The organism is Pasteurella testudinis DSM 23072, assembly GCF_900176075.1.
GTDB lineage: Bacteria > Pseudomonadota > Gammaproteobacteria > Enterobacterales > Pasteurellaceae > Chelonobacter > Chelonobacter testudinis.
This window is the reverse complement of record NZ_FWWV01000010.1, coordinates 1-14,142: the sequence shown is the minus strand read 5'-3', so window position 1 is coordinate 14,142 and position 14,142 is coordinate 1. Positions and strand designations below refer to the sequence as shown.

General features: G+C 48.5%; 17 protein-coding genes and 1 rRNA gene. 13 read left to right on the top strand and 5 right to left on the bottom strand.

Features of this window, described 5'->3' with window-relative positions; translation table 11 throughout:
• Positions 1-36: 36 nt before the first annotated feature.
• The 4 genes from B8880_RS05465 to B8880_RS05450 all read right to left on the bottom strand — a co-directional run bounded on the left by B8880_RS05465 (position 37) and on the right by B8880_RS05450 (position 4,438).
• On the bottom strand, positions 37-1,914 hold the full coding sequence (locus B8880_RS05465; RefSeq protein WP_084256615.1) for a PTS mannitol transporter subunit IICBA: 1,878 nt from the start codon (positions 1,912-1,914) through the stop codon (positions 37-39).
• A 291-nt stretch (positions 1,915-2,205) separates the two neighbouring features.
• On the bottom strand, positions 2,206-3,327 hold the full coding sequence (locus tag B8880_RS05460) for a M20/M25/M40 family metallo-hydrolase (RefSeq protein ID WP_084256614.1): 1,122 nt from the start codon (positions 3,325-3,327) through the stop codon (positions 2,206-2,208).
• Positions 3,328-3,338: 11 nt separating this feature from the next.
• Positions 3,339-3,806 carry a YjiG family protein gene (locus tag B8880_RS05455; RefSeq protein WP_084256613.1) on the bottom strand — a complete coding sequence of 156 codons (468 nt, stop codon included), beginning with the start codon at positions 3,804-3,806 and terminating at the stop codon, positions 3,339-3,341.
• Positions 3,806-4,438 (bottom strand): nucleoside recognition domain-containing protein, encoded by a 633-nt coding sequence (locus B8880_RS05450; protein ID WP_084256612.1) that lies wholly within the window; start codon positions 4,436-4,438, stop codon positions 3,806-3,808. The genes B8880_RS05455 and B8880_RS05450 overlap by 1 nt, the downstream gene beginning before the upstream one ends.
• 359 nt (positions 4,439-4,797) lie before the next feature.
• Here B8880_RS05450 and ccmA point away from each other — a divergent pair, with 359 nt between their 5' ends.
• The 13 genes from ccmA to B8880_RS05385 all read left to right on the top strand — a co-directional run bounded on the left by ccmA (position 4,798) and on the right by B8880_RS05385 (position 13,796).
• Positions 4,798-5,439 carry a cytochrome c biogenesis heme-transporting ATPase CcmA gene (ccmA, locus tag B8880_RS05445; RefSeq protein WP_084256649.1) on the top strand — a complete coding sequence of 214 codons (642 nt, stop codon included), beginning with the start codon at positions 4,798-4,800 and terminating at the stop codon, positions 5,437-5,439.
• Positions 5,440-5,463: 24 nt separating this feature from the next.
• Positions 5,464-6,126, top strand: coding sequence for a heme exporter protein CcmB (gene ccmB, locus B8880_RS05440; RefSeq protein WP_084256611.1), 663 nt, complete (start codon positions 5,464-5,466; stop codon positions 6,124-6,126).
• A 51-nt stretch (positions 6,127-6,177) separates the two neighbouring features.
• Entirely contained in the window at positions 6,178-6,933 is a 756-nt protein-coding gene (locus B8880_RS05435) for a heme ABC transporter permease (RefSeq protein ID WP_084256610.1), read from the top strand.
• Positions 6,930-7,160 (top strand): heme exporter protein CcmD, encoded by a 231-nt coding sequence (ccmD, locus tag B8880_RS05430; RefSeq protein WP_084256609.1) that lies wholly within the window; start codon positions 6,930-6,932, stop codon positions 7,158-7,160. The genes B8880_RS05435 and ccmD overlap by 4 nt, the downstream gene beginning before the upstream one ends.
• A complete protein-coding gene (gene ccmE / locus B8880_RS05425; RefSeq protein ID WP_084256608.1) occupies positions 7,157-7,726 on the top strand; it encodes a cytochrome c maturation protein CcmE in 570 nt (189 codons plus the stop codon). The genes ccmD and ccmE overlap by 4 nt, the downstream gene beginning before the upstream one ends.
• Entirely contained in the window at positions 7,723-9,702 is a 1,980-nt protein-coding gene (locus B8880_RS05420; RefSeq protein ID WP_084256607.1) for a heme lyase CcmF/NrfE family subunit, read from the top strand. Before ccmE ends, B8880_RS05420 begins: the two co-directional genes overlap by 4 nt.
• The gene (locus tag B8880_RS05415; RefSeq protein ID WP_084256606.1) at positions 9,702-10,265 is read left to right on the top strand and encodes a DsbE family thiol:disulfide interchange protein; all 564 of its coding nucleotides are present in this window, start codon (positions 9,702-9,704) and stop codon (positions 10,263-10,265) included. Before B8880_RS05420 ends, B8880_RS05415 begins: the two co-directional genes overlap by 1 nt.
• Positions 10,253-10,714 carry a cytochrome c-type biogenesis protein gene (locus B8880_RS05410; protein WP_084256605.1) on the top strand — a complete coding sequence of 154 codons (462 nt, stop codon included), beginning with the start codon at positions 10,253-10,255 and terminating at the stop codon, positions 10,712-10,714. Before B8880_RS05415 ends, B8880_RS05410 begins: the two co-directional genes overlap by 13 nt.
• Positions 10,711-11,622, top strand: coding sequence for a c-type cytochrome biogenesis protein CcmI (ccmI, locus tag B8880_RS05405; protein WP_084256604.1), 912 nt, complete (start codon positions 10,711-10,713; stop codon positions 11,620-11,622). The genes B8880_RS05410 and ccmI overlap by 4 nt, the downstream gene beginning before the upstream one ends.
• A gap of 4 nt (positions 11,623-11,626) precedes the next feature.
• Positions 11,627-12,235: a molybdopterin adenylyltransferase gene (mog, locus tag B8880_RS05400; RefSeq protein ID WP_084256603.1), complete on the top strand. Its 609-nt coding sequence runs from the start codon at positions 11,627-11,629 to the stop codon at positions 12,233-12,235.
• Entirely contained in the window at positions 12,232-12,570 is a 339-nt protein-coding gene (glnB, locus tag B8880_RS05395; RefSeq protein ID WP_084256602.1) for a nitrogen regulatory protein P-II, read from the top strand. Before mog ends, glnB begins: the two co-directional genes overlap by 4 nt.
• Positions 12,567-13,028: a DMT family transporter gene (locus B8880_RS05390; protein ID WP_084256601.1), complete on the top strand. Its 462-nt coding sequence runs from the start codon at positions 12,567-12,569 to the stop codon at positions 13,026-13,028. Before glnB ends, B8880_RS05390 begins: the two co-directional genes overlap by 4 nt.
• 105 nt (positions 13,029-13,133) lie before the next feature.
• On the top strand, positions 13,134-13,796 hold the full coding sequence (locus B8880_RS05385) for an NAD(P)H-dependent oxidoreductase (RefSeq protein ID WP_084256600.1): 663 nt from the start codon (positions 13,134-13,136) through the stop codon (positions 13,794-13,796).
• A gap of 253 nt (positions 13,797-14,049) precedes the next feature.
• On the opposite strand, the gene rrf is transcribed toward B8880_RS05385, so the two are convergent.
• Positions 14,050-14,142, bottom strand: a 5S ribosomal RNA gene (gene rrf, locus B8880_RS05380); the annotation flags it as partial.

The following is a 14,142-nucleotide window of genomic DNA, read 5'->3' as shown; positions in this document are numbered from 1 at the left end:
GGGTTTCCCCCTCTTTTTTATAGTCACTTCAAGTGGTTACTTTAATAAGGCTAAAACTTGTTCCACATCGCTTGTTGTCGTCAGCAGCTCGATAGACTCTTCGCTGTCTAACGCACTGGTGATTGAAGTCACGACTGCAATATGTTCGTTATTTTTCGCCGCGATACCAATGACCAGTTTTGCCACGCCGTCTTCTTCGTCGGTGAACTGCACCCCGTCCGGATACTGACAGAACACGATACCGGTTTTGATCACTTCGTCCTTGGCTTCAATCGTACCGTGCGGCACGGCAACTCCTTCGCCCAGATAAGTGGAAACCAGTTTTTCACGCTCGAACATCGCCGGCACGTAATCCGGTTTGGCAAAACCGGCTTTCACCAGTTGCTCACCGGCAAAACGAATCGCTTCTTCTTTGTTTGCCGCTTTCAAACCTAAGAAAATTTGCTCTTTTTGCAGTTTGAATACCGACGGCTGCGCCGCATCGACCGGCGCTTCTTCAACGCCATGACTGCCAGAACCGGATTTATCCACGATATCGCTGACCAAGCTGTCATAGAACGGATTGTCCAAGAAGTTGGTTAATGACAAATGAGTGGCTTCCGGCGCTTGTTGTTTGGCACGCAAAGTCAAATCTTTGTGGGTGATCACCAAGCGCGCATCACTCGGCAAATCATTAATCGCACAGTTGACCACCCGAATATCCAAACCTGCCGCCTGCACTTTTTTGCGCAGCATGCTGGCGCCCATCGCACTGGAACCCATGCCGGCGTCGCAAGAAACATAAATGGTTTGCAGTGTGTTGTAGTCGGCACCGCTCAATTCGGTTTTGCCACTGCCCATTTTCATCGCTTTCATTTGTGAAGTGGCATCTTCCAGCGAAACGCCTTCGCCTTGTTGTTTATCGGTTTTCAACAGGAAAGCCGCAACCGCAAACGAGGTGGCGCAAGAAGCGATAACCGACAGAATCACCCCGACGAACGCCGGCGGAGGCGTCATCGCCAACACGGCAATAATTGATCCCGGAGAAGCCGGTGCGCGTAAACCGGCATTAAACAGCACTAAAGTGAATACACCGACCATTCCGCCTAAAATCACCGCTAAAATCAAGCGCGGTTTCATCAGGATATACGGAAAATAGATTTCATGAATACCGCCGAAGAAGTGGATAATCGCCGCACCGCCCGCCGTTTGTTTGGCACTGCCGCGGCCAAAGAAGATGTAGGCAAGCAATATGCCCAAGCCCGGGCCCGGATTGGCTTCAATCAGGAAGAAAATCGACTGGCCGAACGATTCGGATTGCTGCACGCCCAACGGCGTGAAGATGCCGTGGTTAATCGCATTGTTCAGAAACAGGATTTTCGCCGGTTCGACAAAAATAGAGGTCAACGGCAACAAGTGGGCGGACACCAACACATCAACCCCTGCCGCCATCGCTTGCGACAGCGCTTTCACCGCCGGACCGATCACCACCAGCGTCAACAACGCACACAGCATACCGATAATGCCGGCGGAGAAGTTGTTGACCAGCATCTCGAAACCGCTCTTGATCTTACCGTCAATCCATTTGTCGAATTTCTTAATCGCATAACCGCCCAGCGGCCCGACGATCATCGCCCCGAGGAACATCGGAATATCCGAACCGACAATCACCCCCATGGTAGTGATCGCGCCGACCACCGCACCGCGATCGCCGCCGATCAATTTCCCGCCGGTGTAACCGATCAACAGCGGTAACAAATAGGTGATCATCGGTCCGACCAATGCCCCTAGGGTTTCATTCGGAATCCAACCGGTCGGGATAAAAAGTGCGGTAATAAAACCCCACGCAATAAATGCCCCGATATTGGGCATTACCATATTCGATAGAAAGCGGCCAAAATTTTGGACTTTCACTTTTGCATTCGCAGATAACATTGTTCACCTCAGCGTTAGGTTAAAGGTCTGTTTAACGGGACGTTCAAACGTACATAAAAAGTACGATCTTGACGATGGCTAAAAATTAGCATGCTTAATATGGAAAGCGAAATTTTATCGATTTAATTTGTGATGAGTATCACATTAAATATTTATGGATAGTTTTCAATAATGTGATGCGTATCACATTTATTTTTAATTCGAGAAATAAGCGTGACACAGATCACATAAAAGTGCGGTCAATTGCCGTTATCAGCAACGGGCTGCCACACCGCACTTTTCGTAATAGGCTCAGCTAAAAAGCCGCTTGATGACATCAATAACCAAATTGCATTTCGGCACCACCGAACTGATCTGCATATATTCGGTTTTCATATGCATATTGCCGCCGGTCGGCCCCAAGCCGTCAATCGTCGGACAACCGGCGGAAGAGGCGATATTGCCGTCGCTAACGCCGCCGGCATCAACCCATTTAATGGGCATATTGTGCGCTGCGCCCACTTCGGCAAACAGCTGCTTGATTTTCGGCAAGTTGACTTCGTCAATCATCGGCGCTTCGTGATTCACCAACCGCTTTTCATAGCGAACCCCGTCCTGCAGCGGATTATCCAGCACCTGCGCCAGCCGTTGTTCAAAAAACGCAACCGAAGCAGGCAATCTGTAGCGCATTTCAATCGTGAGCGCCGCCAAGTCCGGCACAATATTTTGTGCTACTCCGCCGTTGGTGATAATACAGTTAAAGGTGTGTCCGGCGCTAACATCATTCAGTTTCGAGAATTGCAGCACAAAATTGGCGGCTTCTACCAATGCCGAACGCCCCCGCTCCGGATTATTGCCGGCATGTGCCGCCACCCCGTGAAAATCAATCGCGTAGGTGATCACCCCTTTGCGGGTCGCCACCATCGAACCGTCTTCCCTTGCCGGTTCCATCACAAAGCAGTAAGCGGATTTGCGGGCGTATTCGCGGATACTCTCTTTGGCGTACAACGATCCGATCTCTTCGTGCGAATTCAGATACAAGCCGACGTTCAATTTATTCAAATCCAGCGCCTTAATCACATAAAACGCCATTAACGCGCCGGCTTTATCGTCGATCACGCCCAGCGCATTAATGCGATCGCCCTGTCGGCAAAAAGGCGCTTGTGCCAACGTGCCGAGCGGAAACACCGTATCCATATGGGCGATAAACAAAATATCGAAACGCTCCGCCCCAAGGTTGTTGCTGATAAACAATCCTTCCGCCACCGTATCATTTTGCATGGTAACTTTTTGATACTCAAGTCGTTGCGCTTTCGCTTTGGCGATAAACCAATCGGCAACGTGATTGACTCCCTCGATATGGTGCGACGGACTTTCAATCTCGGTCAGCTGTTTCAGTTCGTCTAAAAACAACGGTAACTCTTCGTGTTGCATATTTACCTCCGTTAAACAAAGAAACTCATCAACAACATCGCAAGATAGGCATTCACGATACAAATGCCGAACAGCACCAGATAGTGTTTTCCCGGCACCCCCAACACGCCGAGAATCCGCCCCATATACTGAACGGTCGAACCGACCAACGCCATACCTGGCAGCAACACCGCAATGTCCTGCGCATTAAGCACCCCTTCCTGCACCAACGCGACCAACACCCCTGCCGCACCGCCCCAGCTCAAAAATGCCGCCATCACCACCGCGATCGCTTCCCCGGGCAGTCCTAAAGGCAGCATGATAAAACCCAGATATTCGCCGATCAGTTTGAGCAAGCCGGAGGCATTTAAAATGTAAATAATCACAAATGCCATTAACACATTGGGTATCGTATTGGTAATGGCGATATTCCAGCCTTTTCTGGCTCCATCGATAAAAATATCGGTGATCAGTTTGTTTTGGTTGCTGACTTGGCTCATCATGCCTCCTCATCGTCTTTGACGAATTTTTTCACATACAGCCGCATTAAATTTGCGCCGAAAATCTTAAACACAAAAATAATCCCCAAACACATCGCAATAGACACCGGCGCCAATTGCCCTGCTTTGTCGGGGATCAGCAACAGCGGTGCAAACGACGATAAAAAGTTGGTCAATAATGCACCTGCGCTAAATTGAAAGGCGGCAAAAATCAGCAATTCTTTGTGGGTGATTTCTTTTTCTTCGCGTAAAAATTTGGTGGTCGAACTGCCGGCATCTGTGCTTTGCGTGCTGGCAATCAAGGAAATCGAACAGTTTCCCGGAATGCCCATCACCGGTTTTAAAATCGGGTTAAGCCATTTTGATGCCGCCGACAGCGCACCGTAATGCTCGAACACCGCCACAAAGCCGAGTGCCAACATCACACTCGGCACCAAGGTCAAGGCAAAGAGAAAACCGCCCTTGGCACTGATCCCGCCACTGGTTTTTAACCACTCCGGAAATTGTCCGGTTAATTTGCTGAAATCAAAAATTCCACCGATAAAATCTTTGGCAAAACCGCCGAAAAAGATAATCGCCAAAATTAACGAAATCGTACCGACAATTAATTTCTTTAAACTATTTTCACTCATCGCAAACACTCCTTTTTAACCAAGAAAGTCCCATAACAGAGTATCGCCCTCCCTGCACGATAACAACCTCAAGAGTCCGTTTTTGCCGAGCAGGTCACCTTTTTTTGTGTGCGATAAAAGGCGGAATAAACTGCCTAAGCGCAAACGCTTTTGCCTATTTCACCCCGACTTGCGTTAGATCAAATAAGCCGCAAATCCTTGCCTGAGCATCATTACATTGAAAATCAATGCATTAGGATAAAAACCAGCGTATAAAATACACCAAAAGAGGTAGTTTTTGATTGAATTGATTGTTATCACTAATCAATCACTTATGCTAAAATTCAGCTTCTATTTTTTACGGATATCGAGTGAATCTGATGTTTGCGCAAAACCAATTAACCTTAAGCAATCTGGCGTGCCAACGCGGCGAAAAGCTGTTGTTTGAAGGCTTGTCGGCGACTTTTGCCAGCGGACAGATGATTCAATTGGAAGGGCATAACGGCATCGGCAAAACCAGTCTGCTGCGCATGCTGACTACGCTGTCGCAACCGCTGCACGGCAAAATCCTCTGGAATCAAGAGGATATTTTTAAACAACGTGAAAGTTATTTGGCGCAAGTGTTGTATTTGGGGCATGCCAGTGGCGTGAAAAGCGAATTAACCCCTTATCAAAATTTGCGTTTTTACCAGCAGATCAGCAATACCAAACAAGATGACGAGCTTATCTGGCAAGCGCTATACCACGTCGGGTTGGGCGGTTACGAAGAAAGTGCGGTTTACCAACTGTCCGCCGGACAACAAAAACGGGTGGCACTGGCGCGCTTATGGTTGAGCAACGCCGCATTGTGGATTTTGGACGAACCGTTCACCGCAATTGACAAACAAGGGCGCGCCGAGCTGACCGCACTTTTTGAACGGCATTGTCAGCAAGGCGGTATCGTGTTGCTCACCAGCCACCAAAACGTGAACAGCGAACGTTTGCAAATTTTCCCGATGCAGCCGTTTAAAGCCGTCGCATAAAAAAGAATAAAGGTAACGTGCGCTATGATTTTTTACAGCATTATCAAACGGGAACTGAAAATTGCCTGGCAGAAAAAAGCCGAGCTGCTCAATCCGCTCTGGTTTTTCCTGTTGGTGATCACCTTGTTTCCATTGGTGATCGGCCCCGAGCCGCAACTGTTGGCGCGTATCGGACCGGGCGTGGTCTGGGTGGCGGCGTTGCTGTCGGCATTACTTGCCTTTGAGCGGCTGTTTGCCGATGATTTCCGCGATGGTTCGTTGGAACAGTTGATGTTGCTTGCCTATCCGTTACCGCTGTCAATGTTGGCGAAAGTAGCGGCGCACTGGCTGCTGACCGCACTTCCGTTATTGTTATTGTCGCCGATCGCCGCATTATTGCTGTCGATGGACGCAGTGGTGTGGTGGGCGTTGGTGCTGACCTTACTGCTCGGCACGCCAACCTTGAGTGCTATCGGCGCAATCGGGGTGGCATTAACCGTGGCATTGCGCAAAGGCGGCGTGCTGTTGAGTTTATTGGTTGTGCCGTTGATTATTCCGGTGCTGATTTTTTCTGCTTCGGTGTTGGATGCCGCGTTGCTGAACCTCAATTACAGCGGACAACTGGCGATTTTGGGCGCGATTATGGCGCTCACCGTCTCGTTGTCGCCGTTTGCAATTGCGGCGGCATTGCGTATTAGTTTGGATTAATTTGTTGACCTTTTTTAAATAATATTAAAAAGAAATGGAGTGAAATAACCTATGTGGAAATGGTTACACCCTTATGCGAAAGCCGAAACCCAATATCATCTGCTGGGTAAATTCCAGCCTTATTTTGGCGTGCTTGCGCTGCTGTTGCTCACCGTCAGTTGGATTTGGGGCTTGGGTTTTGCCCCAGCCGATTATCAACAAGGCAATGCCTTTCGCATGATCTATCCGCATGTGCCGGCGGCGATTTGGTCGATGGGGATTTACGCCTCGCTCGCCATTGCCGGCGCAATCGGTTTGGTATGGCAAATCCGTCACGCTTATCTCGGTATGATCGCGATGGCGCCTGTTGGTGCAACGTTTACTTTTTTAGCCTTAGTGACCGGTGCGATTTGGGGCAAACCGACTTGGGGCACTTGGTGGGTATGGGACGCTCGCCTGACCGCCGAACTGATTCTATTATTCCTGTATTTAGGCATTTTGGCACTCTACTCCGCATTTCAAGATCGTCGTAGCGGCGCCAAAGCGGCGGCAATCTTAGCCGTGGTCGGCGTGATTAATTTGCCAATTATCCACTTCTCGGTCGAGTGGTGGAACACGCTACATCAAGGCGCAACCATCACCAAATTTGAAAAACCGTCGATGGCGGTTGAAATGTTAATTCCGTTGATTTTATCCATCTTCGGTTTCCTGTTTTTATCCGTTTGGCTGACCATTATCCGTTACCGCAATTTATTGTTACAAGAAGAACAAAAACGCCCTTGGGTATTGGCTTTGGCGGAACAGTCTTTAAAAGGAGAGAAAAAATGACTCCATTTTTCCAAACTTGGTCTGATTTTTTTAATATGGGCGGACACGGTTTCTATGTTTGGTTGTGCTATGGCATTACCGTCGCGGCACTGTTCATCTTAATCATCAGCAGTTTTGCCGAGAAAAAACAAATTTTAACTTGGGTTGCCAAAGAGCAACAGCGCCAAGCACGTCAACAGCGTTTGGCACAACAACAAGCGAATAATAACAACGGAGAATCAATATGAACCCGAGACGCAAATCCCGTTTAAGCCTGTTGCTGTTAGTATTATTGGGTATCTCGGTTGCCGTCGGCTTGATGTTGTATGCCCTGCGGCAAAATATCGATCTGTTTTACACCCCGACCGAAGTGATTTACGGCAAAGACAATAAAAGCGACACCCGACCGCAACCGGGACAACGCTTGCGGATCGGCGGCATGGTGGTGGAAGGCACGGTGGTGCGCGATCCCGACAGTCTGAAAGTGCGGTTTGATCTGAACGACATCGGGCCGTCTGTCACGGTGGAATACGAGGGAATTCTGCCGGATCTGTTCCGCGAAGGGCAAGGCATCGTAGCGCAAGGCGTGCTGCTCGACGAAAGAACACTGAAAGCGCATGAAGTCTTGGCAAAACACGATGAAAATTATGTGCCGCCGGAGTTGGAAGATCAAATGCAGAAAGTGCATCAGCCGATGGGCGTTTCCGATGGCGACTTGAAAGGGGTATCGGAGCGTGATCAGCAAAGTCTGGAAAAATTCCAACATAATCTGCAACAAACCATTCAGCAGCAAAAAAGTGAGACCAACAAATGATTGCCGAACTGGGAAATTATGCTTTAGCTTTGGGGTTAGCGTTGGCAGTGCTACTTACGCTCCTGCCTGCTTATGGTTGTCTGAAAAATAACAGCACGCTGATGGCACTGGCAAAACCGATGACTTTCAGTCTGTTTCTGTGCCTAACCTTTTCTTTTATCGCGCTGTCGTATCTGTTCGCGGTCAATGATTTCAGCGTGCAGTATATCGTCAACAACTCCAATACCAACCTGCCGCTGCACTACCGTTTATCGGCGGTTTGGGGCTCTCACGAAGGCTCGCTGTTGTTATGGATTTGGTTGCTGTCGCTGTGGGGCGCAGCAGTGGCAGTGTTCAGCAAAAGCCTGCCGCAAGAGGCGATTGCGCGCGTGCTGGCGGTGATGGGCTTAATCAGTATCGGCTTTTTGGTGTTTATTATTTTCACATCAAATCCGTTTGACCGCACTTTTCCGGATTTTCCGGTTGACGGGCGCGAACTCAATCCGCTACTGCAAGATGTCGGTTTGATTTTCCACCCGCCGTTGCTGTACATGGGATATGTCGGCTTTTCCGTCGCCTTTGCCTTTGCGATTGCGGCACTGTTGGGCGGCAATTTGGATACCGCATGGGCGCGCTGGTCGCGTCCGTGGACGTTGGCGGCATGGCTGTTTTTAACACTGGGCATCGTGCTGGGTTCGTGGTGGGCATATTACGAATTAGGCTGGGGCGGCTGGTGGTTCTGGGATCCAGTCGAAAACGCCTCGCTGATGCCGTGGATTGCCGGCACGGCATTAATCCACTCCCTTGCAGTGACGGAAAAACGCGGCAGTTTTAAGGCATGGACAGTCTTATTGGCGATTCTGGCATTCTCGCTCTGCCTGCTCGGCACGTTCTTAGTGCGTTCCGGCATTTTAGTATCGGTACACGCCTTTGCCTCCGACCCGACACGCGGCTTGTATATTCTAGCTTACTTAGTGATCGTGATCGGCGGTTCACTGGCGCTCTATGCGGTGAAAGGCAACCAAATCCGCTCGACCAGCCACTATGAACGCTATTCACGCGAAAATTTATTGTTGTTAAACAATGTATTGCTGATGACCGCACTTTCGATTGTATTAATCGGCACGCTATTGCCGTTGGTGCATAAACAGCTCGGCTTAGGCTCGATTTCGGTCGGCGCACCGTTTTTTGATCAGATGTTCTTAATGCTGATGATTCCATTCTCCTTTATTTTAGGTATCGGTCCGCTGGTGAAATGGCGGCGTGATCAATTCAGTGCCATTCGTAAACCGGTAATTATCAGCGTTGGGTTAATGATCGTAGCCGGTTTTGCACTACCTCACTTGTTGTTTGATCGCATTACCGCCACTGCTGTACTCGGTACCATGATGGCGGTACTAATTTTCGCGCTTAGTTTGTATGAAATGCAACAACGTGCTACCCACCGCCATTCGTTTTTCAAAGGGATCACCAAATTATCCCGTTCTCATTGGGGCATGATCGCCGCCCATGTCGGCGTGGCAATGACAGTGTTTGGAATCGCTTTCAGCCAAAATTACAGCGTCGAACGCGACGTGCGTATGAAGAGCGGCGACAGCGCGCAAATCGGCGATTACCGTTTTGTTTTCCAAGGGGTAACACCGGATAACGGCGCCAACTACGAAGGCGTTAAAGCGCAGATCGAAGTGTATAAAAAAGATCAATTGGAAACCATTTTGCACGCCGAAAAACGCTTCTACACCGTCAGCCGCATGAGCATGACCGAAGCGGCGATCGACTGGGGTTTCAGCCGCGATATTTACGTTGCATTGGGTGAACGCTTGCAAGACGATTCGTGGGCGGTGCGCCTCTATTACAAACCGTTTATCCGCTGGATCTGGATCGGCGGCGTGTTTATGGCGCTCGGCGGTTTGTTGTCGATGTGCGATCGCCGCTACCGTTTAAACAGCCGTTTGCACAAAATTACGCCCGAAAATGCGAAACAAGGGAGTGCATAATGAATAATAAAAAACTTTTTCTACCGCTCTTTGCCTTTTTGGCGTTGGTTTTGGTTTTTGCTTGGCAATTAATGCGCAATTCCGCCGGTGAAGATCCGAAAGCATTGGAATCGGCATTGGTCGGCAAGCCCGTACCGCACTTTGAACTGCCGTCATTACTGACGGAGCAAGCAACACAAGGCAATGAACTGTTTCAGCAAGGCAAACCGCTGTTGTTAAACGTGTGGGCGACGTGGTGTCCGACCTGCTACGCAGAACACCAATATCTCAATCAACTTGCCAAACAAGATATTACGATTATCGGTATCAACTATAAAGATAAGCAAGATAAAGCGGTGCAGTGGCTGAAAAATCTGGGCAATCCTTACCAATACAATATTTTGGACGAAAAAGGCATGCTCGGTTTGGATTTGGGCGTGTACGGCGCGCCGGAAACCTTCCTGATCGATTGCAAGGGGATTATCCGCTATCGCTATGCCGGCGATATGAATGAAAGCGTATGGCAAGACCGATTCAAGACCTTATTTGAACAATTACAAGGAGATAGCGCATGCAATATTTAAAAATCTTTGCGTTGCTGCTGCTCAGCCTGCCTGCGTTTGCGGTGATTGAAAGCTACGAATTCACTTCGCCGCAACAGGAACAGACTTATCAACAATTGACCCAGCAGCTGCGCTGCCCACAATGCCAAAATAACAATATTGCCGATTCTAATGCGACCATTTCCAACGATATGCGCGCCAAAGTCTATGAGCTGCTGCAACAGGGCAAAGACAAACAGGAAATCGTTGATTATATGGTGCAGCGCTACGGCAATTTTGTCACCTATGATCCGCCCTTGACCGTTTCCACACTGTTATTATGGCTGATTCCGGCGCTGTTAATGCTGCTCGGTGTGGTTATCCTGTTCCGGCGCAAACCGCACTTGCCGAGTGAAAAACACAGCGATCACAAAATCGATCAACAACGTTTAGACGCTATTTTGCAAGTCGATAGTAAGGAGAAAAAATAGTGCTGTGGTTAAGTTTTTTACTGCTGACCCTCGTGGTGGCTGGCGTGGCATTTTTCCCGTTATTGCGTCGTAATCAAAATACGCAAAGTGCGGTTAAACAACAGGATCTGAACAAAGCTTTTTACTACGATCGCTTGCAGGAATTACAACAAGATAACGAACAAGGCTTGCTCGACGATCCGCAACAAAGCCAAAGCGAATTACAGCAACGCCTGCTGAATGACATTCCGCAACAGCAAAGTGCGGTCGCCGCCGATTCCCTTAAAAACGGGAAAATTTGGTTCAGTTCGGTGACCTTGGCGTTAGCGGCAATTGCACTATTAGCCTATTTCAGCGTCGGCTCTTGGCATTCGGAAAGCATGCTGGAACAGGCGCACGCCGAATTACCGCACTTGCAACAACGCTTGGCAGAAGAACGCGAGCAGCCGCTTACTACCGACGAGTTGCACCGATTCATCATTGCCTTGCGTGCCGATTTGCAAAAAAATCCGGACGCTGATCAAAATTGGTGGCTGCTGGGGCAAATCGCCATGGCGGCAGGCAACGGTCAGCTCGCGCTCGACAGCTATAAACGAGCAACCGCCCTGCAAGCGGACAATAACGAATACAAACTCAGTTATGCCCGTGTATTGATGTTCTCGCAAGATGAAAATGATAAACTGCGCGGAGAACTGTTGCTGCGTGAAGTGATCAAGCAGGATCACAATAATGTACAAGCCCTCAGCCTGTTGGCATTCAGTGCTTTCGAAAAAGAGGATTACAAAATGGCATTAATGTCGTGGGAAATGATGCTACGCCAACTGCCGCCAGACGACGAGCGTGTACCCTTGATTCAACGCAGTATGACCCATGCGATTGAGGAGTTAAAATTACAGCAAGAAACTGAAGCGACGGAGAAGAAAGAATAATCCTATGCAACAACCTACCCAATCTTTATTAAAAATCGGCTTGGTCTCGATCTCGGATCGTGCTTCGCAAGGCGTTTATCAGGATCAAGGCATTCCGGAGCTGCAAGCCTGGCTTGAACAGGCGCTCTGCGACCCTTTTGAGGTGGAAACCCGCTTGATTCCCGATGAACAGTCCATTATTGAACAAACCCTGATTGAATTGGTCGATCAGCAGCATTGCCATTTGGTTTTAACCACCGGCGGCACAGGACCGGCAAAACGCGATGTCACGCCGGACGCGACCCTTGCCGTTGCTGATCGCGAAATGCCCGGTTTCGGCGAACAAATGCGCCAAGTCAGCCTGCATTTTGTACCAACTGCGATTTTATCACGCCAAGTGGGCGTAATTCGCAAACAAGCCTTAATTTTGAATCTGCCCGGACAACCGAAAGCGATTAAAGAAACGCTGGAAGGAGTGAAAGATCAAGACGGAAACGTGGTGGTTAAAGGCATTTTTAGTGCCGTGCCGTACTGCTTGCAGTTGATCGATGGCATTTATATTGATACAGTGCCAGAAGTCATCGAAAGTTTTCGCCCTAAAGCCGCACGTCGGGAAAATAAGGAATCCTTATGAAAAAAATCGAAGCGATTATCAAACCGTTCAAACTTGATGACGTGCGCGAAGCTCTGTCCGATGTCGGCATCACCGGTATGACGGTTTCGGAAGTCAAGGGGTTCGGGCGACAAAAAGGACATACCGAAATCTATCGTGGCGCAGAATACATGGTTGATTTTCTGCCAAAAGTCAAACTGGAAATCGTGATTGCCGACGAACAAGTCGATGCCTGTGTTAATACCATTATCGAAACCGCGCAAACCGGAAAAATCGGCGACGGTAAGATCTTTATCTACGATGTGGAACGAGTGATCCGTATCCGTACTGCGGAAGAAAACGAAGAAGCCATCTGATGCTTTTCTACCTCATTGCCTTTGCCGCCGGCTTGGCGCTCGCCACCCAAGCTGCAATCAACAGCCAATTGGCAAAAGCCGTCGGCAGTCAACCTGTCGCCGCGGCGCTGATCTCATTTTTCACCGGTACACTGGTACTGCTCGCCATTACGCTGGCTAAAGCCAATCTGAGCGAAATCTGGCTCAACCTGCCGCAACAACAATGGTGGAAATGGACCGGCGGCACTTTAGGCGCTTTGGTCGTGTTTACCACAATTATGCTTGCACCAAAAGTCGGCGTCAGCAATATGCTGTTTTTTATCATTATCGGTCAGTTAATCATGGCGATGCTGATTGATCACTACGGTTTAATCCATATGCCGATACGTCCGGCCACTATTTGGAAATTTATCGGCTTAGCCGTTGTTTTTATCGGCATGGCGCTATTTTTCTACGGCGACAAATGGTTTAACCGATAAATAAATTTCACTTGTACCCTCGCGATCAATATGGAGAATAATCTCGAGCATAATCACCAATTTTAACCGCACTTTGCTCAATCAACCCGTTTCAGGAGAACACTCATGTTATCAAAACAACAGATTTTAGACGCTTATCACTATCGCCATGCTTGTAAACACTATGATCCGAATAAAAAAATCAGCCAAGACGATCTCCATTTTATTCTACAAACCGCACAGTTATCACCAAGCTCATTTGGTCTGGAGCCTTGGCGTTTTTTAGTGATCGAGAACTCGGAAATCAAAACGTTAATTCGCGATATTGCTTGGGGCGCTAAAGATAAAATTATGGATTGCAGCCATTTTATCGTGATTTTGGCACGCCAACAAAAAGCGCTGCAACCCGGTAGTGAGTACATTCGCCAACAACGCACGGAAGTAATGAAATTACCGGCTGACGTGCTTGCTTTATACGAGGGTTTTTACCGTAATTTCTGCGAAAACGAATTTAATCTGAATAGCGAAGAAGCATACTACGCTTGGGCAAGCCGTCAATGCTATATCGCACTGGCAAATATGCTCACCAGCGCCGCAATGATTGGCATTGATTCGACACCAATCGAGGGCTTTCCACTTGAGAAACTAAATAATGCCTTGGTTGAAAAAGGGTTATATGACCCACAAGAATTCAAACTGAGCGTCATGGTAGCCTTTGGTTATCGTGCTGGCGAAGCCCGCGCTAAAACCCGCCGTGATTTTGATGATGTCGTTAAAATTATCAAATAACTTTACCAATCCAAAACGGTAGAACCCTCACCGTTTTGGAATTCATTACTATTACTTCTAATCTAAAACTCAATTAATCAGAAATATCCAGTTTAAACAGTTCAAAGTGCGGTTTGTCGTCCAACTTTAGGGCGATCATAACCGCACTTTCTTTATCCTTTCTTATGTCTTATTTTATTGCGTGCCTTTGTCTTTCCCCAAATGCAAAAAACCCTTAGCATCACTACTAAGGGCTCTTGTTCTATTCAATAATATCCGGCGGTGTCCTACTCTCACATGGGGAGACCCCACACTACCATCGGCGTTACGGCATTTCACTTCTGAGTTCGGCATGGAATCAGGTGGG